Source organism: Collinsella sp. TM05-38 (assembly GCF_003466445.1).
In the GTDB taxonomy this organism is placed as follows: Bacteria; Actinomycetota; Coriobacteriia; order Coriobacteriales; family Coriobacteriaceae; genus Collinsella.
This window is the reverse complement of the sequence record NZ_QSPM01000003.1, coordinates 175,083-199,500: the sequence shown is the minus strand read 5'-3', so window position 1 is coordinate 199,500 and position 24,418 is coordinate 175,083. Positions and strand designations below refer to the sequence as shown.

22 protein-coding genes are annotated in these 24,418 nt (G+C 61.4%); 17 read left to right on the top strand and 5 right to left on the bottom strand.

Going from position 1 to position 24,418, the window contains the following annotated elements; genetic code table 11:
* Nucleotides 1-88: 88 nt before the first annotated feature.
* Nucleotides 89-526 carry a universal stress protein gene (locus tag DXD49_RS02660; protein WP_055251269.1) on the bottom strand — a complete coding sequence of 146 codons (438 nt, stop codon included), beginning with the start codon at nt 524-526 and terminating at the stop codon, nt 89-91.
* A 246-nt stretch (nt 527-772) separates the two neighbouring features.
* Here DXD49_RS02660 and DXD49_RS02655 point away from each other — a divergent pair, with 246 nt between their 5' ends.
* Nucleotides 773-1,750, top strand: a complete 978-nt coding sequence (locus tag DXD49_RS02655; RefSeq protein ID WP_117735525.1) for an undecaprenyl-diphosphate phosphatase — start codon at nt 773-775, stop codon at nt 1,748-1,750.
* 293 nt (nt 1,751-2,043) lie between these two features.
* On the top strand, nt 2,044-4,944 hold the full coding sequence (locus DXD49_RS02650; protein ID WP_117794138.1) for an ATP-dependent helicase: 2,901 nt from the start codon (nt 2,044-2,046) through the stop codon (nt 4,942-4,944).
* 323 nt (nt 4,945-5,267) lie between these two features.
* Here DXD49_RS02650 and DXD49_RS02645 read toward each other — a convergent pair whose 3' ends face one another.
* Together DXD49_RS02645 and DXD49_RS02640 are read right to left on the bottom strand one after the other, a co-directional pair.
* The gene (locus DXD49_RS02645) at nt 5,268-6,200 is read right to left on the bottom strand and encodes a type I phosphomannose isomerase catalytic subunit (protein ID WP_369831598.1); all 933 of its coding nucleotides are present in this window, start codon (nt 6,198-6,200) and stop codon (nt 5,268-5,270) included.
* Between the two features lie 75 nt (nt 6,201-6,275).
* A complete protein-coding gene (locus DXD49_RS02640; RefSeq protein WP_117794136.1) occupies nt 6,276-6,995 on the bottom strand; it encodes a GntR family transcriptional regulator in 720 nt (239 codons plus the stop codon).
* 304 nt (nt 6,996-7,299) lie between these two features.
* On the opposite strand from DXD49_RS02640, the gene DXD49_RS02635 reads away from it, so the two are divergent.
* From DXD49_RS02635 to nhaA, 7 genes are all read left to right on the top strand, one after another.
* Entirely contained in the window at nt 7,300-8,700 is a 1,401-nt protein-coding gene (locus DXD49_RS02635; RefSeq protein WP_055251261.1) for a glycoside hydrolase family 1 protein, read from the top strand.
* A 120-nt stretch (nt 8,701-8,820) separates the two neighbouring features.
* The gene (locus DXD49_RS02630; RefSeq protein ID WP_117794135.1) at nt 8,821-10,173 is read left to right on the top strand and encodes a PTS sugar transporter subunit IIC; all 1,353 of its coding nucleotides are present in this window, start codon (nt 8,821-8,823) and stop codon (nt 10,171-10,173) included.
* 153 nt (nt 10,174-10,326) lie between these two features.
* Complete coding sequence (locus DXD49_RS02625; RefSeq protein WP_055251257.1) at nt 10,327-10,629, top strand: PTS sugar transporter subunit IIB; 303 nt, start codon at nt 10,327-10,329, stop codon at nt 10,627-10,629.
* A 9-nt stretch (nt 10,630-10,638) separates the two neighbouring features.
* Nucleotides 10,639-10,971, top strand: a complete 333-nt coding sequence (locus DXD49_RS02620; protein ID WP_199412282.1) for a PTS lactose/cellobiose transporter subunit IIA — start codon at nt 10,639-10,641, stop codon at nt 10,969-10,971.
* Between the two features lie 240 nt (nt 10,972-11,211).
* Complete coding sequence (locus DXD49_RS02615) at nt 11,212-12,165, top strand: ROK family protein (protein WP_117794134.1); 954 nt, start codon at nt 11,212-11,214, stop codon at nt 12,163-12,165.
* 165 nt (nt 12,166-12,330) lie between these two features.
* A complete protein-coding gene (locus DXD49_RS02610) occupies nt 12,331-13,254 on the top strand; it encodes a manganese-dependent inorganic pyrophosphatase (RefSeq protein ID WP_117794133.1) in 924 nt (307 codons plus the stop codon).
* Nucleotides 13,255-13,519: 265 nt separating this feature from the next.
* Entirely contained in the window at nt 13,520-14,878 is a 1,359-nt protein-coding gene (gene nhaA, locus DXD49_RS02605) for a Na+/H+ antiporter NhaA (RefSeq protein WP_117794132.1), read from the top strand.
* A gap of 149 nt (nt 14,879-15,027) precedes the next feature.
* On the opposite strand, the gene DXD49_RS02600 is transcribed toward nhaA, so the two are convergent.
* Complete coding sequence (locus tag DXD49_RS02600; protein WP_117794131.1) at nt 15,028-15,282, bottom strand: hypothetical protein; 255 nt, start codon at nt 15,280-15,282, stop codon at nt 15,028-15,030.
* Between the two features lie 150 nt (nt 15,283-15,432).
* Here DXD49_RS02600 and DXD49_RS02595 point away from each other — a divergent pair, with 150 nt between their 5' ends.
* The 7 genes from DXD49_RS02595 to DXD49_RS02565 all read left to right on the top strand — a co-directional run bounded on the left by DXD49_RS02595 (nt 15,433) and on the right by DXD49_RS02565 (nt 22,396).
* A complete protein-coding gene (locus DXD49_RS02595; RefSeq protein WP_117794130.1) occupies nt 15,433-16,737 on the top strand; it encodes an aminotransferase class I/II-fold pyridoxal phosphate-dependent enzyme in 1,305 nt (434 codons plus the stop codon).
* Between the two features lie 66 nt (nt 16,738-16,803).
* A complete protein-coding gene (locus tag DXD49_RS02590) occupies nt 16,804-17,118 on the top strand; it encodes an STAS domain-containing protein (protein ID WP_117794129.1) in 315 nt (104 codons plus the stop codon).
* Between the two features lie 153 nt (nt 17,119-17,271).
* Entirely contained in the window at nt 17,272-17,877 is a 606-nt protein-coding gene (locus DXD49_RS02585; RefSeq protein WP_158564846.1) for a twin-arginine translocase TatA/TatE family subunit, read from the top strand.
* Nucleotides 17,877-18,668, top strand: a complete 792-nt coding sequence (gene tatC / locus DXD49_RS02580) for a twin-arginine translocase subunit TatC (RefSeq protein WP_022093860.1) — start codon at nt 17,877-17,879, stop codon at nt 18,666-18,668. Before DXD49_RS02585 ends, tatC begins: the two co-directional genes overlap by 1 nt.
* A gap of 6 nt (nt 18,669-18,674) precedes the next feature.
* Nucleotides 18,675-19,031, top strand: coding sequence for a hydrogenase maturation nickel metallochaperone HypA (gene hypA, locus DXD49_RS02575; RefSeq protein ID WP_117735512.1), 357 nt, complete (start codon nt 18,675-18,677; stop codon nt 19,029-19,031).
* A gap of 35 nt (nt 19,032-19,066) precedes the next feature.
* Complete coding sequence (gene hypB / locus DXD49_RS02570) at nt 19,067-19,750, top strand: hydrogenase nickel incorporation protein HypB (RefSeq protein WP_117794127.1); 684 nt, start codon at nt 19,067-19,069, stop codon at nt 19,748-19,750.
* A 54-nt stretch (nt 19,751-19,804) separates the two neighbouring features.
* Nucleotides 19,805-22,396, top strand: a complete 2,592-nt coding sequence (locus tag DXD49_RS02565; protein ID WP_117794126.1) for a DNA topoisomerase I — start codon at nt 19,805-19,807, stop codon at nt 22,394-22,396.
* A gap of 141 nt (nt 22,397-22,537) precedes the next feature.
* Here DXD49_RS02565 and DXD49_RS02560 read toward each other — a convergent pair whose 3' ends face one another.
* Nucleotides 22,538-23,521 (bottom strand): zinc-ribbon domain-containing protein, encoded by a 984-nt coding sequence (locus DXD49_RS02560; protein ID WP_117794125.1) that lies wholly within the window; start codon nt 23,519-23,521, stop codon nt 22,538-22,540.
* Between the two features lie 212 nt (nt 23,522-23,733).
* On the opposite strand from DXD49_RS02560, the gene tmk reads away from it, so the two are divergent.
* The gene (tmk, locus tag DXD49_RS02555; protein ID WP_117794124.1) at nt 23,734-24,417 is read left to right on the top strand and encodes a dTMP kinase; all 684 of its coding nucleotides are present in this window, start codon (nt 23,734-23,736) and stop codon (nt 24,415-24,417) included.
* Nucleotide 24,418: the final 1 nt, after the last annotated feature.

The following is a 24,418-nucleotide window of genomic DNA, read 5'->3' as shown; positions in this document are numbered from 1 at the left end:
CGCCCCGATCGGGGCGGCACGCCATCTTTCTTATCAGCCAGCTCGCTGAAGTAAGGCTGCGAAGGCCCCGCGGCCGGTGGGAGCAACGCTACTTCACGACCAAGATGTCGCAGTCGGTGTTGCGTAGCAGGAACGTCGAAATCGAGCCCAGTAGCGCATACTTGATCGAGGACAGGCCGCGGGCGCCGCAGAGCACCAGGTCGGGCTTGACCACGTCGAGCATCTCGTCTTTGAGCGTCTCGCGAATACGACCGGCGCGGATCATGACCTCGACCTCGGGAATATCAGGATTGGCCTTGGCCTCTTCGAGCTGCTTGGCGATGGAGTTGTTAAATGCCTCCTCCAGACCGTTGACCAGATCGACCGGATAGGAACCGGCGCTCTCGAGCGCCGTGGAATCGATAACGTGGCCGATAATCAGCTTGGCACCGTTGTTTGCGGCGACCTTGATGGCGCGTGCGAGCACAAAATCCTGCTGCTCAGTACCGTCGAGTGAAACAAATACCTTGGTGTAGCCCTCGTTCATGGTTTCCTCCTTGGTCTATCGCACGGGCGCTGGGCTCGTGCATCGGGCGGGCGCGGATGCGTGGCCGCCGGACACTTTATCTTGTTGCAGTTATACCCAAGGATTTGGGTTTGACCGCTCGCAATTCTGTGAACGGGCGAGTTTTTTGGTAAGGGTAGGCGCAGACGCGCCCGTACGGTTGATAATGGGATATCGCCCGCACCGTCCGCAGAATAATATCGGCGGGTGTCTAACGAGGGGGTCCCTTTGGATATCATCGAGCTTCTAAAATCTGCCTTTATGGGCCTGGTCGAGGGCATCACCGAATGGCTGCCTGTTTCGTCGACTGGTCACATGATCTTGGTGGACGAGTTCGTCAAGATGAACGTGAGCGAGACGTTCTGGAATATGTTCCTGGTCGTGATCCAGCTTGGCGCCATTTTGGCCGTCTGCGTCCTGTTCTTCTACGACCTTAACCCGTTTTCTCCCAGCAAGGGCAAGGAGGGCCGTCGCGACACCTGGGTGCTGTGGGGCAAGATTGTGCTCGGCTGCATTCCCGCCGCGGCAATCGGTCTGCCGCTCAACGACTGGATGGAGGAGCATTTCTACAATGCTCCCGTCGTGGCACTGGCGCTCATCGTATACGGCGTGCTGTTTATCGTGATCGAGAACTGGCGCGCGAGCAAGCGCGAACAGGCTGCTCTTGCCGGTTCGTTTGGTTCTCGTGCCGTGACGTCGGGTGGGCGTCCCGCTGGCGCACACTTTGCCGCACCCGCTGCGACTGCCGCTGCAGACGACGATGACGATAACCTGGACTTTGGTTCCATCGCTACGCTCGAGGACCTGAGCTGGAAGACCGCACTGGGCATCGGTTGCTTCCAGGTGCTCTCGCTGGTGCCGGGTACGTCGCGCTCTGGCTCCACCATCATCGGTGGCCTGCTTTTGGGCTGCACGCGTTCGGTGGCGTCCAAGTTTACGTTCTTCCTGGCCATCCCTGTCATGTTTGGCGCGAGTGCGCTCAAGCTGGTCAAGTACTTTATTAAGGGCGGTACGTTCGGTGCCAACGAGGTCGCTATCTTGGGCGTGGGCTGCGTTGTGGCCTTTGTGGTTTCGCTCATCGCCATCAAGTGGCTCATGGGCTTCGTTCGCCGTCACGACTTTAAGTGCTTCGGTGTTTACCGCATCATCCTGGGCATCGTAGTGCTCGCATACTTCTTCGTTCTGGAGCCTATGCTCGGCCTCTAACTCAGCTGTCGTTGCGCGACGGCCAGAGCGACAACTTGTCATTCAAAGAGGGTGGCATGACCAAAAGGTCTATGCCGCCCTCTTTTCATGTTAATTTGTTCGCTCTGGCCGCCGCTCGCTACCGTTGCCGTGACATCGGTGGCTCCGTGATTGGTCCAATGGGGTCAGGTTTGGCGGCGGCGCACGGAGTCGTGGTGTGATTTGCGTCGGTGTCCGTGCGGCTCGGTATACTGGTACGGCTCAAACTATGGCGCTGCCCGCAGGCGCGCCGTCCGTCAGATGAGGAGTCGCCCATGACCCAGCCCTTGCCCTGGGAAAAGAACACCGCGGTACCCGTGCCGCCCGCGCCGGAACCCGTGCCACTCGATGCATACGCCGCCCCCGCCGCGCCGGAACCCGAACTTGTCCCGCTCGACATCTACGACGCTCCCGCGCCGGCTCCTGCGCCCGCAAAGCCGCTTGTCGACATCGACAGCCTTAATCCCGCCCAGCGCGAGGCGGTCCTCACCACCGAGGGCCCGCTGCTGGTCCTTGCCGGCGCCGGCTCGGGTAAGACCCGCGTCCTGACCTTCCGCATCGCGCATATGCTCGGCGACCTGGGCGTTAAGCCTTGGCAGGTGCTTGCCATCACGTTTACCAACAAGGCCGCGGCAGAGATGCGTGAGCGTCTGGCGGCGCTCATCCCCAGCGGCACCCGCGGCATGTGGGTATGCACGTTCCACGCCATGTGCGTGCGTATGCTGCGCGAGGACGCCGACCTGCTGGGCTACACCGGTCAGTTCACCATCTACGATGACGATGACTCAAAGCGCATGGTGCGCGATATTATGCAGGCGCTCGGCATCGAGCAAAAGCAGTTTCCCATTAACATGATCCGCAGCAAGATCAGCTCGGCCAAAAACGCCATGATCGGGCCCGAGGACATGCTCAAATCCGCCGACAGCCCCAATGACAAAAAGGCCGCGCAGGTCTACCTGGAGCTGGAGCGCCGCCTGCGTGCTGCCAACGCGATGGACTTCGACGACCTGCTCGTGCGCACGCTCGAGCTGCTGCGCACCCGCCCCGAGGTGCTCGACAAATACCAGGAGCGCTTCCGCTACATTAGCGTCGACGAGTATCAGGACACCAACCACGTCCAGTACGAGATCGCCAACCTGCTGGCCGCCAAGTACCAAAACCTCATGGTCGTGGGCGACGACGACCAGTCCATTTACAGTTGGCGCGGCGCCGACATCACCAACATCCTGGACTTTGAGCAGGACTTTAAAAACTGCAAGACCGTTAAGTTGGAGCAAAACTACCGCTCCACGGGCCATATCCTGAGCGCCGCCAACGCCGTGGTGCGCCACAACTCGCAGCGAAAGGACAAGCGTCTGTTTACGGCCGAGGGCGATGGCGAGAAGATCCAAGCCTTCCAGGCGAGCGACGAGCGCGACGAGGGCCGCTGGATTGCCGGCGAGATTGAGAAGCTGCATGCCAAGGGCACGAGCTACGACGATATCGCCGTGTTCTACCGCACCAACGCCCAGTCGCGTATTCTCGAAGATATGTTCCTGCGTGCGGGCGTGCCCTACAAGATTGTCGGCGGCACGCGATTCTTCGACCGCGCCGAGATCCGCGATGTCATGGCTTACCTCAAGATGATCGTGAACCCGGCCGACGAGATGAGCGTCAAACGCGTCATCAACACGCCGCGCCGCGGCATCGGTTCCACCTCGATTCAAAAGATCGAGCAGCTGACGCGCGACAACCGTTGCTCGTTCTTCCAGGCCTGCGAGATTGCGACAGCCGAGACGGGCATGTTTAGCGCCAAGGTGCGTAATGGCCTGTCGAGCTTTGTGGCGCTGGTGCGCGAGGGCCGTCGCATGGACGGCGAGCTCAAGGACGTCGTCGAGATGATTGTCGATAAGACGGGCCTGCTGCGGGCTTTTCGCGCCGAGGGCACCATGGAATCCGAGAGCCGTGCCGAGAACATCCAGGAATTCCTGGGCGTTGCCGCCGAATTTGAGGAGACGCACGAGGATATTGAGGGTACGCTCGAGAGCTTGGAAGAGCTGCGCGCGGCTGGCGTTGCCGATGTGCCGGCCGGCGCTGAGCCCGAGCCCGTTGTGGTGAGCGCACCTGCGCCCGAGCCGGGACCCTCCGCCCCGGCATCTTCGTTTGAAGCGCTTGTCGGCGCGCGCGATGCCGCGGGCACCAATCCGCTCGATAGCTTGGCCACTCCGGCACTCTCGCCGCAGGACGCCTTGGCCGCTGCCATCGCGGGCAACGCATATGCTGCGCCGACGCAGCTGCCGGCGGGTGCCGTGCATGCCGATGAGATTGAGCGCACCTATGGCCCGCTTACCTGCAAGGCGCTGCCGGCGCTCATGGAGTGGCTGGCCCTACGTTCCGACTTGGATTCCCTGGCCGGCGAGACGCATGCCATCACCATGATGACCATCCACTCCGCAAAGGGCCTGGAGTTCCCGGCGGTGTTCGTGGCCGGCATGGAGGAGGGTATCTTCCCGCATGTGCACGACTTTGGCGGCAGCGATGATCCGGGCAAGCTCGAGGAGGAGCGTCGCCTGGCCTACGTCGCCATCACGCGTGCCCGTAAGCGCCTGTTCTTGACCTATGCGGCCACGCGCCGTACGTACGGCTCAACTTCTGCCAACCCGCGCTCGCGCTTCCTCAACGAGATTCCGTTTGAGGATATCGAGTTCAGCGGTATCGGTTCTGCCGGTTTTGAGGGCACGGGCTGGGAGAAGCGCGGCGACCGTCGCGGCACCTTTGGCTCGGGCATGGGCTCGGATATGTACGGCGGCAAGGTGTTTGGCTCGCATACGCGCTCGACGGGCGGTTCCGCCTCGCGCGGCGGATCGAGCTTCGACGATTTCTTTGGCGGCAGCAGCTATGGGACCGAGCGCCATCGCGGGGTCTCACCCGATGCCGGCCGTGTTGCTTCGACCTTTGGCTCGGGTGCACCGCGAGCCAAAAAGCCGTCGTCCAAGGTGTCGCCGACGGTGGATCGCAAGGTCGATCGCGCGAGCGCGTCGCAGGACTTTGCCGCGGGCGATACCGTGAGCCACAAGACCTTTGGCACGGGTACCGTGATCTCGGTCGCCGGAGACATGATCGAGGTTCAATTCGAAAAAACCGGCCAGACTAAAAAGCTAATGAAGGGCTTTGCGCCTATCGTCAAGCTGTCGTAATCCCGGCGGACCTGGGTGGGCGTATAGGGCAACATCGCCTGCTCGGGCAGTCCTGCGCAAGACGGAGAGCACATTAAGTGCTCTCCTTTGCGTGCGGAACTCGCGATCGATGTTGCCCCATACGCCCGCCCAGATCCTTAGACAACGTTGATGGGCGAACGTCGCTTTGCTCGTTTGCTTTTTGGTCTGGAGAGCCGGGTGGGCTGAATACTTAGACATGGCAAGGGGCTCCCCCGTTGATGAGTGGGGGAGCCTCTTGTTGCTTTTTAGCTTGTTGTCCCAAACCCCGCGCCCATCCCGGCGAGCGCTCGGGGATTGGTAGCTTACAGGTGGCTGATGATCAGCTCCATTTTGCCCTCGAGGTCAATGGACTTCACGGTGCTGGGGGCCAGGAGGTGGCTTCCCTTGTGGACGGGGTCGCCGCAGACGGTGCCTTCGCCGTCGATGACCGACAGGCACATGAAGGGCCAGCGCTGGTCGAGGGTCTTGCTGCCGTTGACACGCACGCGATCGACGGTGTAGCAGGAGTTAGACTCGAGCTCGGTCACGCCATCGATCTCGGGCGCGGTCACCGTGCCGTCGGTCGGAGCCTGAACGTCAAAATCGATGCAGTCGAGGCTCTGCTCAATGTGCAGGGGACGCAGTTTGCCGTCGGTGCCGGGACGGTCGTAGTCGTACAGGCGATACGTCACGTCGCTCGACTGCTGCGTTTCCAAAATGAGCGTGCCGGTCTTGATGGCGTGCACGGTGCCGGAGTCAATCTGGAAAAAGTCGCCCTTGTGAATCGGCAGCACGTTGAGCATGTCGTCCCAGCGGCCGTCCTTGATCATCTGTGCGGCCTCGGCGCGATCCTTGGCGCGCTGCCCGACGATAATCGTGGCGCCGGGCTCGCAGTCCAGCACATACCAGCACTCGGTCTTGCCCAGGCTGCCGTTCTCGTGCTCGGCGGCGTACTCGTCGTTGGGATGAATCTGGATCGAAAGATCGTCCTTGGCGTCCAGAATCTTAATGAGCAGCGGGAACTCCTTGCCCTCGCAGTTGCCAAAGAGCTCGCGGTGCTCGGCCCACAGCCACGAGAGCGTGTGACCGGCATACGGGCCCTCCGCAATCTGGCAGTCGCCGTTGGGATGGGCCGAGATGGCCCAACACTCACCGATGGGACCCTCGGGAATGTCGTAGCCAAATACGGTTTCGAGCTGGCGGCCGCCCCAGATCTTCTCGTGGAAAATCGGCGTCAGTTTAATCAAATCGGACATGTTCATACCCCCATGGCGTTGCGCGGCCGCCCGCTCTAAATGAGCCAAAACGAGCGCCCGCATGACTACAAAAATCTATGCCAACGTTACGTTGTGCAGCTCAAAGCGGTCGCCGACGTTGTGCGAGATCGAATGCTCAAAGGCGATGCCGCTATCTAAAAAGCCAATCTGGCTGAGTTCGAGTAGGGGAGAGCCGGGCTTGGTGTCCAGGCGCTCAGCTTCTTCCTCGGTTGCCGCTACGGCGCGGATGGTGCGGTGGAAGCTCGAAATCTTCAGCCCACATTGCTCGCGGATGAAGCTGTAGACCGATCCGTACAGATCTTTCTTTTTAAGGCCCGGGATCAATTCGAGGGGCATGTAGGTGTACTCGATAACGATGGGCTTCTCGTCCACCTGGCGCACGCGCACGATGTGATAGGCAAAGTCATCCTCGGCAATTCCCAGCTGAGCGGCGACGTCCGCTGGTGGATTGACAATCGAGAAATCGTAGACTACCGAGGACACCTTCTCCCCGCGGTGCTCATGCGAAAAACCCGCGGCGCGGTCGTTCTTGCCCTGGAAAAACGCCTTGCCGGGAAGCCCCGCCGTGTCCTTGACGTAGGTGCCCGATCCGCGCCGGCTGGTAATAAGACCTTCCTCGGTAATCTGCTCAATCGCTCGTTTAACGGTGATTTTAGAAACGCTATAGAGCTCACAGAACTCAACGACGGTGGGCAGCTTGTCACCCGGCTTAAGAGCGCCGTCCTCGATGCTTCGACGGATATCCGCAGCTATCGCCTCGTATTTGGGAATCATGGAACCCCCTTTCCGACATACATGGATACAAAAGTAAGTATAACCCTCTGCGAGGCATCCATATAATTCTTATCTAAGAAGTTCGAGAAAGAAAAAAGAAAAAGACGCTTTACTTATAAAATTAGAGCGCTATAGTTGTAGCCAACGAACGGAACCCTGCCGAACGGCAGGACCGACCGTTTGGGGACGGTTTTGTTTTGGCGGGCTGAATATCCAGATATCCGGTGCGCGCCCGCGCCGGATAACCTGCCAAGGCAAACCCGTCTCCAACCGGAAGCTCTAGAACACGAAAGCGAGGACTTCGATGGCACAGTATCAGCTGCCCCGTGACTTCTTCTTTGGCGCCGCTATGTCCGGCCCGCAGACTGAGGGTCAGTGGAACCAGGGCGGCAAGCTCGAGAACCTGTGGGACACCTGGTCCATCCAGGATCTGGATTCGTTCTATAACCGCGTTGGCTCTTATGCTGGCAATGACTTTATGGCTAAGTACCAGGAGGACCTTCGCATTTTGAAGGACTTGGGCCTGGATACCTACCGCACCTCCATCCAGTGGAGTCGCCTGCTCGATGCTAACGGCAACCTCAATGAGGAGGGCGCCGCGTGGTATCACGAGCTGTTCCGTGCCTCTCGCGAGGCCGGCCTGGAGCCGTTCGTCAACCTGTACCACTTTGACATGCCCACCTACCTCTTTGACCGTGGTGGTTGGGAGAGCCGCGAGGTCGTCGAGGCTTACGCTCATTACGCCGACGTCGCCTTCCGCGAGTTTGGCCAGGAGATCAAGTACTGGTTCACCTTTAACGAGCCCATCGTCGAGCCCGAGCAGCGCTATCAGGAGGGCGTGTGGTACCCGCAGCTCCATGACTATAACCGCGCTCGCACCGTGCAGTATCACATCTCGCTGGCGCACGCGCTGGCCGTGGCCAACTACCGCCGCGCCTATGACGAGGGCGCCGTTCGCGCCGACGCCAAGATCGGCATGATCAACTGCTTTACCCCGGTCTATACCAAGGAGAACCCCAGCGAGGCAGACCTCGAGGCCGTGCGTATGACCAGCGGTATCAACAATCGCTGGTGGCTCGACCTTATTACCAAGGGCGAGCTTCCCGCCGACGTGCTCGACAGCCTGGCCGAGGGCGGCGTTAAACTTCCGTTCCGTGCCGGCGACCAAGAGATCCTCAAGCAGGGTGTTGTCGACTGGCTCGGTTGCAACTACTACCATCCCACGCGCGTTCAGGCCCCGGCGAGCAAGATCGACCAGTACGGTCTGCCGCACTTTGCCGACGAGTACGTGTGGCCTGACGCCGTTATGAACGAGAGCCGCGGCTGGGAGATCTACCCGCAGGGTCTCTACGACTTTGGCATGGACTGCGCTAAGAATTACCCCGATCTTGAGTGGTTTGTGTCCGAGAACGGTATCGGCATCATGGACGAACACAAGAACCGTGACGCCGAGGGCACCATTCAGGACGATTACCGCGTCGACTTTGTGCGCCAGCACCTGGAGTGGGTTGCCAAGGCAATCGCCGAGGGCGCCAAATGCCGCGGATACCATTATTGGGCCGTCATCGATAACTGGTCTTGGGCTAATGCCTTTAAGAACCGTTACGGCTTTGTCGAGGTCGACCTTATGGACGGCTACAAGCGCCGCCTTAAGAAGTCGGCAGCTTGGCTCAAGCAGGTCGCAACGACCCACGTGGTTGACTAGCGACCAGGCGAACGCCCAGACCGCGCGCCGCCGCGCGCAAAACATGGCACATCTGGTGGCAAAGGGCGACAGACCACCGTGCGCATAGGAAAAGGCCGGATTTGATAGTTAGGAGCAATCATGGCCAGTGAAAACGGAAAGAGCTTCCTCGACAAATTTGCCGAGGTCTCTGCGAAGGTGGGAAACCAGGTTCACCTGCGTTCCCTGCGCGATGCCTTCGCAACCATCACGCCGCTCTATATCCTTGCGGGTATCGCGGTTCTTATTAACAACGTCGTGTTCCCTCTGTTCCCGCTCGATGCAGCGGGCCTTGCCAACCTTCAGACCTGGGGCTCGGCAATTACGCTGGGCACCCTCAACGTCTCTGCCATTATCTTGGCCGGATTGATCGGCTACAGCCTCGCTAAGAACGAGCGCTTCGATAACCCGCTTGCCTGCGTGGTCGTCGCCATCTCCGCTTTCGTTATCATGATGCCGCAGCAGATCACCGCCACGCTTGCCGCCACGAGCCCGCTGCTCACCGACAAGATCACCTCTGCCGAGGTCACGGGCGCCCTTTCGACTGCCAACACCGGTACCAACGGTCTGTTCGCGGCTATTATCATCGCCCTGCTCTCCGTCACGCTCTTCATCAAGATTTCCGGCGTCGAAAAGCTTAAAGTAAAGCTGGGCGAGGGTGTGCCCCCCGCGGTCTCCAACTCCTTTAACGTCATGATCCCGATGCTGCTCAACCTCTCGATCTTCGCAGTTGCCGCAGCGCTGCTCGCCGTGTTTGCCGGCACCGATCTGTGCACCATCATCTCCACGTGCATTTCCAACCCGCTCAAGAGCATCATGAACGCCGGCCCGTGGGCTGTTATCCTCATCTACACCCTTGCGAACCTGCTGTTCTGCGTCGGTATTCACCAGTCCACCATCTCTGGCGCTACCGTCGAGCCGATCCTGACCATGCTCATCGTCGACAACATGGCTACTTTTGCCGCCGGCGGTACCATCCAGCCCGACCACTACATGAATATGCAGATCGTCAACAGCTTCGCCCTCATCGGCGGCTCGGGCTGCACCCTCATGCTCCTGCTCGACACCTTCCTGTTCTCCAAGAACAAGGCTTCCAAGACCGTTGCCAAGATGGCTATCGTTCCTGGTCTGTTCAACATCAACGAGCCGGTCATCTACGGTTACCCCGTCGTGTACAACCTGCCGCTCATGATTCCGTTCGTGCTTCTCCCCGACCTGTTCATCGGCGCCACCTATGCTCTGACCTGCGCGGGCATCATCAGCCCTTGCATTGCCCAGGTGCCTTGGACCATGCCTCCCGTCATCAACGCTCTGCTTGCTACGGGCTTTGACTGGCGCGCTGGCGTGTGGCAGGCGCTCGAGCTTGTCATCGGCATGGCTGTCTACCTGCCCTTTATGAGGATCTCCGAGAAGGCTATCGCTAAGCAGGAGGCTCTTGCCGAGCAGAACGCTTAAACGTCGTTCTCCCTTCCACCGTTGCGGGCACCGGTACGCGGTGCCGATGCCCGCGGCTCTCCTCTTGTGTGAAGACGCAGGGGGTGGGCACAATAGCCGCAAGGAATAAAACCAGTTGTCGTCTGCGCGCCGCGCAGTTATAAGGAGGAAACCATGAAGAAGATCATGCTTTGCTGCAATGCCGGCATGTCCACGAGTCTGCTGGTCCAGAAGATGCAGGCCGAGGTCGCGAACCGCGGTCTGGACATCGAGGTCGAGGCTCGTCCCATGAACGAGGCTCACGATCACCTGGACGAGTGCGACATCCTGCTGCTCGGTCCGCAGATTGGCTACACCAAGGGCGATTTTGAGAAGGAGGCCGCCGGTCGTTTCCCGGTCGAGGTCATCAACATGGTCGATTACGGCCGCATGAACGCCGCCGGCATCATCGACCACTGCGTCAGTGTGATGGGCTAGGTGCAGCACATGGAGGATATGAATGAGCTGCAGATGACCTGCTTCGAGATCATCAGCTACGTCGGCACCGCCAAGAGCATGTATATCAATGCCGTGCAAAAGGCCAAGGAGGGCGATTTTGACGCCGCTGAGGAACTTATCAAGCAGGGCGACGAGGCTTACAACGGTGGCCACGATGTCCATATGGGGCTCCTCAAAAAGGAGGCCAACGGCGAGCGTAACGGCGAAGCCCCGCTGATTCTGCTGCATGCCGAGGACCAGATGGCCGGCACCGAGACCATGCGCGTCATGGCCACGGAGCTCATCGAGGTCCACAAGCTGCTGCAGGCACTGAAGGCCTAGTCGGCGTTATCGCCGCGACGGAGTGTGCGGTTCACCAGACAATTCAGTCCCTTTCACGGGCGCTGGGAGTTTTCCGTCTCCCGGCGCCTTTGTATTTGGCGAAGGCCTGCGCGACCTGTTGGGCGGGCCTTCGTGTTTTCCCAGATAAAACCTGCCAAAACAAACCTGTCCCTTTTTGGCAGGTTTTTGTCTTGGGAGCGGTACCATACAGGCAATGTTTAAACGAGAAAGGTGGCTCCCATGGAACCTAAGCAGTACTACATCGGCATTGATGTCGGCGGCACTTCGGTTAAGGAGGGCCTGTTCGATGAGGACGGCAACCTGCTTGCCAAGGCCAGCGTGCCCACGCCTCCCATCGTTGATGCTGCGGGCTTTGCCGCGGTGACCGAGGCGATCGACCAGGTGGTCGCCAAGGCGCAGATTCCGCGCGCCTTTGTGGCGGGCATTGGCCTGGCTGTTCCGTGCCCCATCCCGGCTTCGGGCGATGCTAAGGTCAAGGCCAACATTGCCATTAACCTGCCCGAGCTTAGGATCGCCATTCAGGAGCACTGCCCCGACGCGGTCGTTAAGTACGAGAACGATGCCAACGCCGCTGCCATGGGCGAGGCCTGGCTCGGCTCTGCCAAGGGCGTACAGAACGTGGTGATGGTCACCATCGGTACCGGCGTGGGCGGCGGCGTCATCGTCAACGGCGACGTGGTGTCGGGCGTTGTGGGCGCCGGCGGCGAGATTGGCCACATGTGCCTGAATCCCGACGAGGAGCGCACCTGCGGCTGTGGCGGCCATGGCCACCTGGAGCAGTATTCCAGCGCTACCGGTGTGGTGAGCAACTACCTTGCCGAGTGCAAGAAGGCGGGCGTCGAGCCCATCGAGCTCACCGGCCCCTCCGATTCCAAGGACGTGTTCCAGGCCTGCCGCGAGGGTGACAAGCTCGCGCTGGCCGCGGCCGATACCATGGCCGATTATCTCGGTCGTGCTCTGGCGCTTATCGCCAACGTGGTCGACCCCGAGATGTTCCTGATCGGCGGCGGTGCCTCTGCCTCGGCCGATGTCTACCTCGATGCGGTTCGCGAGCACTTCCAGCACTATGCGCTTTCCGCCTCGCGCGAGACGCCTATCGAGGTCGCCTCGCTCGGCAACGACGCCGGCATCATCGGTGCCGCCTACGTAGCCCTGCGCGCCGCCGGCAAATAGCTGGTGCAAGGGGGACAGGTTACTTTGCGCCAACATGGTGCAAGGGGGACAGACTTCCCCCAACGCTTGCCCCAAATTGCGTCGCGGCCCTTCCATCGTCTAGGGTTCGGCGTCAGCGTGCTACCATAGCTACGTCCAAGTACACATATCAAGTGGAGGATATCCATGGCAAACGTTCTTGTCTTTGGTCACCAGAACCCCGATAACGACGCCATCATGAGCGCCGTCGTCCTGTCCCAGCTGCTCAACCAGGTTGAGTATGCCGGCAACACCTACGAGGCTTGCGCCCTTGGTCAGCTTCCGGCAGAGTCTGCCAAGCTGCTCGCCGACGCCGGCATCGCCGAGCCCCGCGTGATTGATTCCGTCGAGGCCGGTCAGCTCGTCGTCCTCACCGACCACAACGAGTCTGCCCAGTCTGTCGCCGGCCTTAAGGACGCCACGGTCTTTGGCGTTGTCGATCATCACCGCATCGGCGACTTCGAGACCGCCGGCCCGCTGCACTACATCTGCCTGCCCTGGGGCTCCAGCTGCACCATCGTCACCAAGCTCGCCGACGTGCTCGGCGTTGAGCTTTCCGACGTCCAGGCTAAGCTGCTGCTCTCGGCTATGATGACCGATACGCTCATGCTCAAGAGCCCCACCACCACCGCCGCCGACCGCGTCGTCGCCGCTAAGCTCGGCGAGCAGGTGGGCGTCGACCCGGTCAAGTTTGGCATGGAGGTCTTCCTCACCCGTCCGTCCGGCTCCTTCACTGCAGCCGAGATGGTCGGCAACGACATCAAGATGTTCGAGCCCGCCGGCAAGAAGCTGCTCATCGGCCAGTACGAGACCGTCGACAAGACCCGCGCACTCGGCATGATTGACGAGATCCGCGAGGCCATGTGCGCCTACGCCGCCGAGAAGGGCGCCGACGGCATCGTCCTATGCATCACCGACATCATGGAGGAGGGTTCGCAGGTCCTGCTCGAGGGCGAGACCGAGGCTGCTCAGAAGGGCCTGGGCATTGCCGACGAGCACGACGGCGTCTGGATGCCGGGCGTCCTCTCCCGTAAGAAGCAGGTCGCTGCCCCCATCATGGCCGCCTGCTAGTTTTTGTAACCTGCTCACGACCGGATCGCGGACGCTCCGCGCTCCGGTCGTTTTTTTGTGCGCGGGATCGCGTCGCCTATTGAACGGGGGCGCTCGCACCGTTGAGCAAATAATGTTCAACCTGTGGTTCCGCTTTTCGGCCGCGCTTGTGCGCTTGTCGCGCAGGGTAGGCTAGATGCAAGCGTAATACGTTGGAGCGCGGCGCCGCCATTTGGGCGGGCCGTGCTTTTTTAAGACGGGAGCCTTCCCGTGAAAGGAGCCGCCCATGGCAGCACCCGAGCAGCTGTTTAACGTTCGTGAGCGCAAGCGTTTTGAGCGTCACGACATTTGGGAGCGCATTGCCGAGAACGGCACGATTTCCGCCGCCGTCATGGTGATCGCAGCCATCGCCGCGGTCATCTGCGCCAACACCGATGCCTACGAGGCTATTCATCACTTTTTGGAGACCCCGCTGTATGTGGGTCTTGGCAGCCTTACGGCTGGCCTTACCGTCGAGGTCTTTGTCAACGACTTTCTCATGGCGATCTTCTTTTTGCTGGTGGGCATCGAGCTTAAGTACGAGATGACGGTCGGCGAGCTCAAGAATCCGCGTCAGGCCATGCTTCCCATGCTGGCGGCCGTGGGCGGCGTCGTCGTTCCCGCCTGCATCTACCTGATCTTTAACCATGCCGGCGCGCACAACGGCTGGGCTATTCCCATGGCAACCGATATCGCCTTTGCGCTGGGCGTGCTATCGCTTTTGGGTAACCGCGTGCCCAACGGCGTGCGCGTGTTCTTCTCGACGCTCGCCATTGCCGACGACCTGATCTCCATCGCCGCTATCGCCATCTTCTACGGCCAGAGCCCCAGCACGTTTTGGCTGGGCGCCGCTGCGGTTGTGACCTGCGCGCTCGTGTGGCTCAACAAGACGCAGCACTACCGCCTTGCCCCGTATTCGGTGCTGGGTCTGCTGCTGTGGTTCTGCATGTTCAAGAGCGGCGTGCATGCTACGCTTGCTGGCGTCATCTTGGCCTTTACCATCCCGGCCAAGTGCGGCGTCAAGCTCGATAGCCTTACCGACTGGCTGGGCGAGTGCCTACCGTTGCTCGACGACCGCTACGACGACGAGGCGCACATCCTGGGTCAGCACGACTTTACCGTCTCGACCACCAAGGTCGAGCGCGTCATGCACCGCGTGACCCCGCCGCTCATCCGCATGGAGCGTCTGATCTCCACGCCGGTCAACTTTGTGATCCTGCCGATCTTTGCATTTGTCAACGCGCAGGTTCGCCTGGTGGGCGTGGATATGGGCACGCTGCTGACCGACCCGGTGACGCTCGGCGTGTATTTTGGCATGCTGCTGGGCAAGCCGATTGGCATCTTTGGCATGACGTTTACCCTGGTTAAGCTCAAGATCTCCGAGATGCCGCGCAACGTTAACTGGCACATGATTGCCGGCGTGGGCATTCTGGGCGGCATTGGCTTTACCATGTCGATTCTCATCAGCGGCCTTGCCTTCCCGACGGCCGAGTTTGAGGTCCTGGCCGCAAAGGCCGCCATTCTTGCCGGATCCGTTACCGCCGCGGTGCTGGGCATGATCTACATGAGTGTGGTCTGCAAGCACCCCGCGTCCAAGGACGAGTAAGGGCACATGCAAGTTTGAAAACGCCGCCTGCGAACACCATCACAGGCGGCGTTTTAGTCACTGGGTAGTCGTTGGGGACAGACTTAAATGACTACCCAAGTGCCGGCAGGTTGGGACTACTCATTTAAGTCTGTCCCCAATGAGTGGTTCTATTCCACGGTGCCGTAGACGGCGCCCCAGCCGTGGGCGGCTAGGGCCGAGTTGAGCTGGTCGCAAAGTGACTGGCGGTCGTAATAGCCGGGCGGTAGCAGGTTGACGATTTCCATGAGATCGGGCGTCAGGTCCAAGATCTCGGCCTGTACGATCAGATCCAGGCGGTCGATGGCGTGGCGGTCGTAAAACAGTCCGTCGACCAGGCGCTGCAGGTCGCCGAATTCCTCGGCCTGGAACAATCCGTACTCCATAGTGCCTCCTTGGGCGCCCCACGCCGGCATGCGCGGCGATGTCGTAATTTATTGCGATGAACTTAATCTATCACGGCTTCATACCGTTGCGGCGGTGGCGGTCTATACTTAGACGAACTGCAACGTCCCGCTTCGCGAAAGGTCGCACCCATGCAGACGATCTACCAGAAGATGGAAACCACCGAACTCGATGCCGCCATCGAGGCGCTCAAGGCCGAGGTCGCCGAGGTCAAGGCCAAGGGCCTGGCGCTCGATATGGCCCGCGGCAAGCCGTCGCCCTCCCAGGTGGACATCTCGCGCCCCATGCTCGATATCCTCAATGCCGATGCCGACCTGTACGACGGCAACGTCGACTGCTCCAACTACGGCTGCTTTGAGGGCATTCCCTCGGCACGCAAGCTGGCGGGGGAGTTCCTGGGTTGCCCTGCCGAGCAGACGCTCGTGCTGGGTTCATCGAGCCTTTTGATCGAGCACGATATCGCCGGCATGTTCTGGCGCTGCGGCTCGTGCGGCAGCGAGCCCTGGGATGCCTACGAGGCCGCGCACGACGGCAAGAAGGTCAAGTTCCTGTGCCCGGTTCCCGGTTACGATCGCCACTTTGGCATTACCGCCGACCTGGGTATCGAGAATGTCCCCGTCGCGATGACCGAGGCCGGCCCCGACATGGACGAGGTCGAGCGCCTCGTTGCCGCCGACGATTCCATCAAGGGTATCTGGTGCGTGCCCAAGTATTCCAACCCCACGGGCATTACCTTTAGCGAGGACACTGTGCGCCGCCTGGTCGAGATGCCCACGGCCGCGCCCGATTTCCGTATTTTCTGGGATAACGCCTACTGCGTGCACGACCTGTACGACGAGACCGACGAGCTCGCCAACATCTTTGACCTCGCTCGCGCGGCGGGCACCGAGGATCGCGTGGTGGCCTTTGCCTCGACGTCCAAGATCACCTTTCCGGGCGCCGGCATCGGCTTTATCGGTGCGAGCCCCGCGGTCATCGCCGAGTTCTCCAAGCACCTGAAGGCCGGCCTCATCAGCGCCGACAAACTCAACCAGCTGCGTCACGTGCGTTTCCTCCCCACCATCGAGGCGGTCAAGGAGCACATGAAAAAGCATGCCGAGTTTTTGCGCCCGCGCTTTGAGGCCGTTGAGCGCAAGCTCACCGAGGGCCTGGGCGACACGGGCTGTGCCACCTGGACGCACCCCCGCGGCGGCTACTTTGTGAGCTTCGATGGCCCCGAGGGCTCAGCCCAAAAGGTCGCCGCGCTTTGTGCCGACCTGGGCGTCAAGCTTACGCCGGCCGGTGCCACCTGGCCTTATGGCAAGGACCCGCGCGACACCAACATCCGCATCGCGCCGAGCTACCCCACGGTCGAGGACCTGGAGGCCGCGCTCGACGTACTGGTGCTGGCCGTTAAGCTCGTCGCTGCCGAGCTTGCGCGTGCCGAGCGCGCCTAACGCGTAGGGCCCCGCAAGTCCGCGACCAGTACTTTTTGCACTCTCGATACGCAAAGGAGCACATACATGGATTTGGGTATTTCCACCAACCCTACGCCGGAGCTCTACACCATCAAGGTGACCGGCGAAATCGATATTTCTAACGCCGACAGCCTGCGTAACGCCATCGACCTGGCGCTCGAGCAGCCCACCGACGCCGTTGAGCTCGACTTTGCCCAGGTGAGCTACATCGATTCGACGGGCATTGGCGTGCTCGTGGGCGCCGCGCACCACGCGGTCGACCATGGTAAGCGCTTTAGCTGCACCAATGTGCAGCCTCCGGTGATGCGCGTGGTTCAGCTGTTGGGTGTCGACCAGGAGATTTCGATCACCGCTGCATAATCTTTGTCCCCAAAAGGGCGTGCCGTTTGGCATATGTTTGTGATGCGCTCGGACGTTTTGGCGTCCGGGCGCTATACTTGACCGAATGAATAGACGAGTTCCGGCCGAATGGCGCGGTGCGGGCTCGACTCACATCGAGCCTTGGAGGTATGTGTGTTTGGTATTGGAGAGGGTGAGCTCGCGATCATCGTGGTCTTCGGCTTTTTGCTGTTTGGCCCGGATAAGCTCCCGCAGATGGGCCGCACGATCGGCCGTGCCATCCGTCAGTTCCGCGAGACGCAGGAAAAGATGACGGCCGTTGTTCAGTCCGAGATTATCGATCCGGTGAGCGAGGCCGCGTCGGCCCCGGTCAAGCCCAAGAAGGCTGCTGCGACCGACGACGATTCCGATGCGGACGAGGACGCCGCCGAGACGGCAGCGCCCGCAAAAAAGGAGACGTTTGCCGAGCGCCGTGCCCGTCTTGCCGCCGAGAAGGCTGCGAGCGAGGGTGCTGCCGAGGAGACGGAGGGTACTGCCGAGGAGACCGAGGGCGAGGGCGCTGATGCCGCTGCCGCCGAGTCTGCCGAGGCTACCGCCGCCGTCGAGCCCGAGCTCGCTGCAGAGCCGGAGCCCGAGCCCGAGCCGGCAGAGCCCACGACGGCCGACCTCTACGCCCGTCGTCCCCGCAAGCGCAAGGCCGTCGTCGACCAGCTCGCTCGTGAGCTTGAGGTCGAGGACGAAGCCGCTGTCGCCGACGCCCCGAAGGGAGGCGATGAGTAATGCCTATCGGACCTGCGCGCATGCCGCTCTTCGATCACCTGGGAGAGCTCCGTCGCCGCCTGACCATCGTGGTCGTATCGGTGTTTGCCGCCGCCATCGTGCTGTATTTCGCCACGCCCGTGGTGCTCGATATCCTGGAAGACCCCATCCGCTCGTTTGTGCCGGACGGTAAGTTCTACATCACCACCACGCTCGGCGGCTTTGGCCTGCGCTTCTCGCTGGCCATCAAGATGGCCGTTGTCATGTGCACGCCCATGATCATCTGGCAGATCTTGGCGTTCTTCCTGCCGGCGCTTCGCCCCAACGAGCGCAAGTGGGTCGTGCCCACGGTGCTCGCTTCGACGGTGCTGTTCTTCCTGGGTGCCATCTTCTGCTACTTCATCATCATTCCTGCGGGCTTTGAGTGGCTCATCGGCGAGACCTCTGCCGTCGCAACTGCGCTGCCCGATCTGGAGAACTACGTCAACATGGAGCTGCTCTTTATGATCGGCTTTGGTGTGGCGTTTGAGCTGCCGCTCATCATTTTCTACCTGTCCGTTTTCCACATCGTGTCCTACGCGGCTTTCCGCGGCGCCTGGCGCTACGTGTACGTGGGCCTGCTCGTGGGCTCGGCTGTGATCACGCCCGACGGCTCGCCCGTCACGCTGGGCCTTATGTACGGTGCCCTGCTTTCGCTCTACGAGATTTCGCTCGCCATCGCTCGCGTGGTCATTACTGCGCGCGAGGGCAAGGAGGGCCTGTTCGTGAGCCGTCTGGACCTGTTCTCGGACGACGAGGACGACGAGGAGTAAATCGGTATGCACGAGGTTGGCATTGTCAACGGCATACTCGATACAGTGATTCGCGCGGCGCGTGGGGCGGGGGCCTCGCGCGCCGTTTTGGTAACGCTGCGTATCGGGGATATGACCGAGGTGGTGCGCGAGGCGCTCGACTTTGCGTGGGAGACGTTCCGCGACGAGGACCCGCTCACGCGAGGCTGCGAGCTTTCCGTGGAGGAAGTCCATCCACAAAGCGAGTGCCTGGACTGCGGCGACGTCTTCGACCACGATCGCTTCCACTGTCGCTGTCCCCAGTGTGGTGGTGCCAACGTGCGCCTACTGCACGGCCGCGAACTCGACATCGCAAGTATCGAAATCGAAACCCCCGACGATTAGCCGTCACCAAATGGCAGAAGTAAGGAGTGCCGAGTATGGCCGAGAAAACGATTGATATCGCATCGCCGATCCTGTCGCGCAACGAGCGTCTGGCAGACCAGCTGCGTCAGCGATTTAATAAGGCAGGCATCTATGTGATCAATGTGCTGTCGAGCCCCGGTTCGGGCAAGACCACCACGATCCTGGGCACCAACGAGCGCCTGCGTGACAAAGCCGGCCTGCGCTGTGCCGTCATCGAGGGCGATATCGCCTCGGACGTCGACGCCATCATCATGAAGGAAGCCGGCATGCCCGCCATCCAGATCAACACGGGTGGTCTGTGCCACCTCGAGGGCAACATGATCATGGAGGCCGTCGACGCCTTCGACCAGGCTGTGGGTTTGGAAAACATCGACGTCATCTTTATCGAAAACGTTGGCAACCTGGTCTGCCCGGTCGACTTTGACCTGGGCGAGAACCTGTCCATCATGATCCTCTCGGTGCCCGAGGGCGACGACAAGCCTATCAAGTACCCGGGTATCTTCCAGCACGCCGGCGCGCAGCTGCTCAATAAGGTCGACGTTGCCCCGGCTTTCGATTTTGACATGGATAGGTATACTAAGACACTCGATGACCTCAATCCGCAGGCGCCGCGGTTTGCCGTGAGCGCGCGCAAGGGCGAGGGCATGGATGCCTGGTGCGATTGGCTCATCGGGCAGATCGAGCAAGCAAGGGCGTAAGTCGGCCGCCATAAGCGCGGGCGCAGCCGCAGAGACATGAGATAGGAGCCTCTTTTGAAGCTCATCATCGCCGAGAAAAACGACGCCGCGCGCCAGATCGCCGAGCGTCTGTCCACGGGCAAGCCCAAAAAGGACAAGGTGTACAACACCGCCATCTACCGTTTTGAGTGGAAGGGCGAGGAGTGCGTGACGATCGGCCTTGCCGGTCACATCCTCGCGCCCGATTTTTGCGACAGCGTGCTGTTCGATAAAAAGCTGGGCTGGTATTCGGTCACCGAGGACGGCGAGATGCTGCCGGCCGATATGCCCGATGGTCTGGCACGTCCGCCCTACGACACCAAGCGTAAACCGTTCCTTGCCGACGGTATCTCCATCAAGGGCTGGAAGCTCGAGAGCCTGCCCTATCTCACCTGGGCGCCCGTCATTAAGCTGCCGGCCGAGAAGGAGCTCATTCGCTCGCTCAAGAACCTTGCCAAGAAGTCCGACAGCGTCATCATCGCCACGGACTTCGATCGCGAGGGCGAACTGATTGGCTCGGACGCCCTCAACAAGGTGCGCGAGGTTGCGCCCGACTTGCCGGTCGCCCGCGCCCAGTATTCTTCGTTTACCAAGGCCGAGATTACGCAGGCCTTCGATAACCTTGTCTCGCTCGACCAGAACTTGGCCGACGCTGGCGAGAGCCGTCAGCATATCGACCTCATTTGGGGCGCGGTGCTCACGCGCTACCTGACGCTCGCCAAGTTTGGCGGCTTTGGCAACGTGCGCTCCGCCGGCCGCGTGCAGACGCCGACGCTTGCCCTGGTGGTCGAGCGCGAGCGCGAGCGCATGGCGTTTGTGCCCGAGGACTATTGGCAGATTCGCGGTATGGGTGCCGCGCAGGGCGCCGCCGAGGACGACCGCTTTAAGATCGCGCACAAGACGGCGCGTTTTACCGATAAAGATGCTGCCGAGACAGCGTATAGTCATGTCGACGGCGCTACGACGGCGACCGTTGCCGCGGTGACCAAGCGCTCGCGTAAGCAGCAGCCGCCCACGCCGTTCGCGACCACCTCGCTGCAGGCAGCCGCTGCGGCCGAGGGCATATCGCCCGCACGCACCATGCGCATCGCCGAGTCCCTCTACATGGCGGGTCTCATCAGCTATCCGCGTGTCGACAACACCGTGTACCCCGCGACGCTCGATCTGGGCGCCGTGGTAAGCGACCTGGCAAAGATCAACCCGGCGTTGGCGCCCGTGTGCAAAAAGGTGCTCGCCGGCCCCATGAAGCCCACGCGCGGCAAGGTCGAGACCACCGACCACCCGCCTATCTATCCCACGGGCGAGGGCGATCCGTCCACACTCGATGGCGGCCAGCGCAAGCTCTACGACCTCATCGCCCGCCGCTTCCTAGCGACGCTTATGGGCCCCGCAACCATCGAGAACACTAAGCTCGAGCTCGACGTGAACGGTGAGCCGTTCGTGGCTTCGGGCGACGTGCTCGTGACCCCGGGTTTCCGCGAGGCCTATCCGTACGGCCTTAAGCGCGATGAGCAGATGCCGCCGCTTGAGCAGGGCGATACGGTCGACGTGTTCGACATTAAGCTCGAGGCCAAGCAGACCGAGCCGCCCGCTCGCTACAGCCAGGGCAAGCTCGTGCAGGAGATGGAAAAGCGCGGCCTGGGCACCAAGTCCACGCGTGCGAGCATCATCGAGCGCCTGTATGCCGTGCGCTACCTCAAAAACGATCCCGTGGAGCCGAGCCAGCTGGGCATCGCCATCATCGACGCGCTGTCGCAGTTTGCCCCGCGCATCACGAGCCCCGATATGACCAGCGAGCTCGACGGCGATATGACTCGCGTGGAGCGTGGCGAGGACACCGAAGAGCATGTCGTGACGCACTCGCGCGCGCTGCTGGCCGGCGTGCTCGACGAGCTGCTCAAACATACGCAGGAGCTGGGCGACGCCATCAGCGACGCCGTCACGGCCGATGCGCGCGTGGGCGCCTGCCCCAAGTGCGGCAAGGACCTGGTTATGAAGACGAGCGCCAAGACCCGCGGCAGCTTTATCGGCTGCATGGGCTGGCCCGACTGCGACGTGACCTATCCGGTGCCGAGCGGTGTCAAGGTGAGCCCGCTCGAGGGCGAGGCCGCCGTGTGCCCCGAATGCGGCGCGCCGCGCATTAAGTGCCAGCCGTTCCGCCAGAAGGCCTTCGAGATTTGCGTGAACCCCACGTGCCCCACCAACTACGAGCCTGACCTTAAGGTGGGCGAGTGCAAGGTGTGCGCCGAGGCCGGACGCCATGGCGACCTGATCGCGCACAAGAGCGAGAAGAGCGGCAAGCGCTTTATCCGCTGCACCAACTACGATGACTGCGGCGTGAGCTATCCTCTGCCGGCGCGCGGTAAGCTCGAGGCGACGGGTGAGACCTGCCCCGAGTGCGGCGCCCCCATCGTGGTGGTCAACACGGCGCGCGGTCCGTGGCGCATCTGCGTGAACATGGACTGCCCGACCAAGGAGAAGAAGCCCGCCCGCGGCCGCAAAACCACAACCAAGGCGAGCACGGCGAAGAAGACAACGGCGGCCAAAAAGACGACGGCCAAAAAGACAACCGCCAAGAAGTCGACGGCGAAGAAGTCGACTGCCAAGAAAGCGGCTACCGACAAGTAGCGGCGCAGTCGAAACATCGCCCTAAAAAACGAGCGAGGACCCTGCGATCCTCGCTCGTTTTTTGACCGGCAGTCAGGGACGTTCCTTTTCTGCCGGCAGTTTAGGAACGTCCCTAACTGCTGGCTCGGGAACGACAAAGCGCTAGTTCACTTCGACGGGTTTGGCGCCGGGATAGCGCTCCTCAAAGTCTAGGCGGTACTTATTGTCATTGGTGCCCGCCACGTTGTCGTGTGACAGCGGCGCCACGATCTCATTCTTATGGTCCGCAGGCTTGGCGTATTTCAGGCTGATCTCCCAGGCATCACAGATTGCGTCGATGCGGTGATCCAGGTCGTCGTACAGGGCAACGATGTCCTTCCAGGAGCTGTAGTTCCTGGAGCTCGTCGGGACGTCCAGATCCTCGACGATGTCGTAATACTGCTCGATGGTGTCCTCCGTGCGCTCGGCGACGTCGGCGAGATTTTGACGGGTGGTGCGATCTTCTTCCAGATAGCTGCCATTGAAGGCCTGCGCGCAGGCGCGGACCTGGCTGTCGAGGTCTTCGAGCAGGTCGTAGTATTCGCTCAGTCGGCGGTAGAGGTTCTGCTCGGAGAGCGTTGCTTCGCCGCCATCCTCGTCGTCATCGTCATCATCGTCGTACAGGCTGTTGGGATCGCCGAGGGGCTTTAGGTCATCGTCGTCGACGTCATGGTGCAGCTTAGCTACCTCGGCAGTCGTCTGCGTGGCGGCGTTGTCGAACGGTCTGATTGCAAAGAAGATGACCAGAGCGATGATGATCGCCACCAGCACAACGATAACGGCGATAAGCGGCCCGGTGCCGCTCTTTTTGGGCGCGGGGGTCTGTGGCGAAGCGGGCGCGTATGAGGGAGCCGGCTGCTGTTGGGGCGAGCCGCTCGCGACGGGTACGCGCTGCGTGGTCTCGACGGCCGCGGGGCTTGCGGCGGGGTCGGGGCGATAGGCGAGGGGGTCGTCCGCCTTGGCTTGCGGCATATCAAGGGAGCCGGTCTGCTCAAAAGCGGGCTGGCTATCGCTCGCGGTTGTTTGCTCAACGGGTGCACCGCACGAGGTGCAGAACTTGGCATTATCTGCAAGAAGCTTGCCGCACGAGGCGCAGTACCGAGACATTGCCACTCCTTTCGCCACATTTCAATGCAATACGACGATTATACCCATCGTCCAAAATTCCCCATCATGACAGTTAGGGACGTTCCTTTTCGGCCGGCAGTTTGGGAACGTCCCTAACTGCCGCCTGGTGGTTGGGGCGCGCCTGCCCCTGGGGTATCATGACTTGGTTGATATATCTGCATTTACGCGCCATGTAGGAAGGGGCTGCGCCCATGGCTTTTGAGCCCGCTCAACATAGCTTCATCACGCTCGAGGGCGTCGACGGCGCCGGCAAGTCTACGCAGGCGCGCCTGCTTGCCCGTGCGCTCGATCTTGCCGGCTACCAGGTGGTGAGTCTGCGCGAGCCGGGCGGTACCGCCATCAGCGAAAAGATTCGCGCCCTGCTGCTCGACCCCGTCAACACGGCGATGGGCGATACCTGCGAGCTGTTGCTCTACGAGGCTGCGCGTGCCCAGCTGGTGCACGAGGTCATAGCCCCCGCTCTCGCGGCCGGTAAAGTGGTCCTGTGCGACCGCTTCTACGATTCCACGACCTGCTACCAAGCGTTTGCCGACGGTCTCGATCGCCAGATGGTACGCGATGCCAATGACCTGGCCGTCGCGGGAACGCATCCGGCGCTCACGCTCGTCTACCACATCACACCCGAGCAGGCGGCGCTGCGTATGGCCGCCCGTGGCGCGGCAGATCGCATGGAGGCAAAGGGCATGGCGTTCCAAGAGCGCGTTTACCAGGGATTTTGCAGCATTGCCGCCGAGGAACCCGCCCGCGTAAAGCTCATCGACGCCACCGCGCCCATCGAGGAAGTCTTTGCGAAGACGGTCGAGCAGGTCCGCGCGCACGGTCTCGATATCTCCCAAGACGCCGTTGCCGCCGCGCTTGCCCAGGAGGCCGAGTAAC

Bases quoted from the DNA above. Each gene is read 5' to 3' on its own strand.
- DXD49_RS02660 (WP_055251269.1), bottom strand. From the start codon at position 526: ATGAACGAGGGCTACACCAAGGTATTTGTTTCACTCGACGGTACTGAG.
- DXD49_RS02650 (WP_117794138.1), top strand. From the start codon at position 2,044: ATGACCCAGCCCTTGCCCTGGGAAAAGAACACCGCGGTACCCGTGCCG.
- DXD49_RS02645 (WP_369831598.1), bottom strand. From the start codon at position 6,200: ATGTCCGATTTGATTAAACTGACGCCGATTTTCCACGAGAAGATCTGG.
- DXD49_RS02640 (WP_117794136.1), bottom strand. From the start codon at position 6,995: ATGATTCCCAAATACGAGGCGATAGCTGCGGATATCCGTCGAAGCATC.
- DXD49_RS02635 (WP_055251261.1), top strand. From the start codon at position 7,300: ATGGCACAGTATCAGCTGCCCCGTGACTTCTTCTTTGGCGCCGCTATG.
- DXD49_RS02630 (WP_117794135.1), top strand. From the start codon at position 8,821: ATGGCCAGTGAAAACGGAAAGAGCTTCCTCGACAAATTTGCCGAGGTC.
- DXD49_RS02625 (WP_055251257.1), top strand. From the start codon at position 10,327: ATGAAGAAGATCATGCTTTGCTGCAATGCCGGCATGTCCACGAGTCTG.
- DXD49_RS02620 (WP_199412282.1), top strand. From the start codon at position 10,639: ATGGAGGATATGAATGAGCTGCAGATGACCTGCTTCGAGATCATCAGC.
- DXD49_RS02615 (WP_117794134.1), top strand. From the start codon at position 11,212: ATGGAACCTAAGCAGTACTACATCGGCATTGATGTCGGCGGCACTTCG.
- DXD49_RS02610 (WP_117794133.1), top strand. From the start codon at position 12,331: ATGGCAAACGTTCTTGTCTTTGGTCACCAGAACCCCGATAACGACGCC.
- nhaA (WP_117794132.1), top strand. From the start codon at position 13,520: ATGGCAGCACCCGAGCAGCTGTTTAACGTTCGTGAGCGCAAGCGTTTT.
- DXD49_RS02600 (WP_117794131.1), bottom strand. From the start codon at position 15,282: ATGGAGTACGGATTGTTCCAGGCCGAGGAATTCGGCGACCTGCAGCGC.
- DXD49_RS02595 (WP_117794130.1), top strand. From the start codon at position 15,433: ATGCAGACGATCTACCAGAAGATGGAAACCACCGAACTCGATGCCGCC.
- DXD49_RS02590 (WP_117794129.1), top strand. From the start codon at position 16,804: ATGGATTTGGGTATTTCCACCAACCCTACGCCGGAGCTCTACACCATC.
- tatC (WP_022093860.1), top strand. From the start codon at position 17,877: ATGCCTATCGGACCTGCGCGCATGCCGCTCTTCGATCACCTGGGAGAG.
- hypA (WP_117735512.1), top strand. From the start codon at position 18,675: ATGCACGAGGTTGGCATTGTCAACGGCATACTCGATACAGTGATTCGC.
- hypB (WP_117794127.1), top strand. From the start codon at position 19,067: ATGGCCGAGAAAACGATTGATATCGCATCGCCGATCCTGTCGCGCAAC.
- DXD49_RS02560 (WP_117794125.1), bottom strand. From the start codon at position 23,521: ATGTCTCGGTACTGCGCCTCGTGCGGCAAGCTTCTTGCAGATAATGCC.
- tmk (WP_117794124.1), top strand. From the start codon at position 23,734: ATGGCTTTTGAGCCCGCTCAACATAGCTTCATCACGCTCGAGGGCGTC.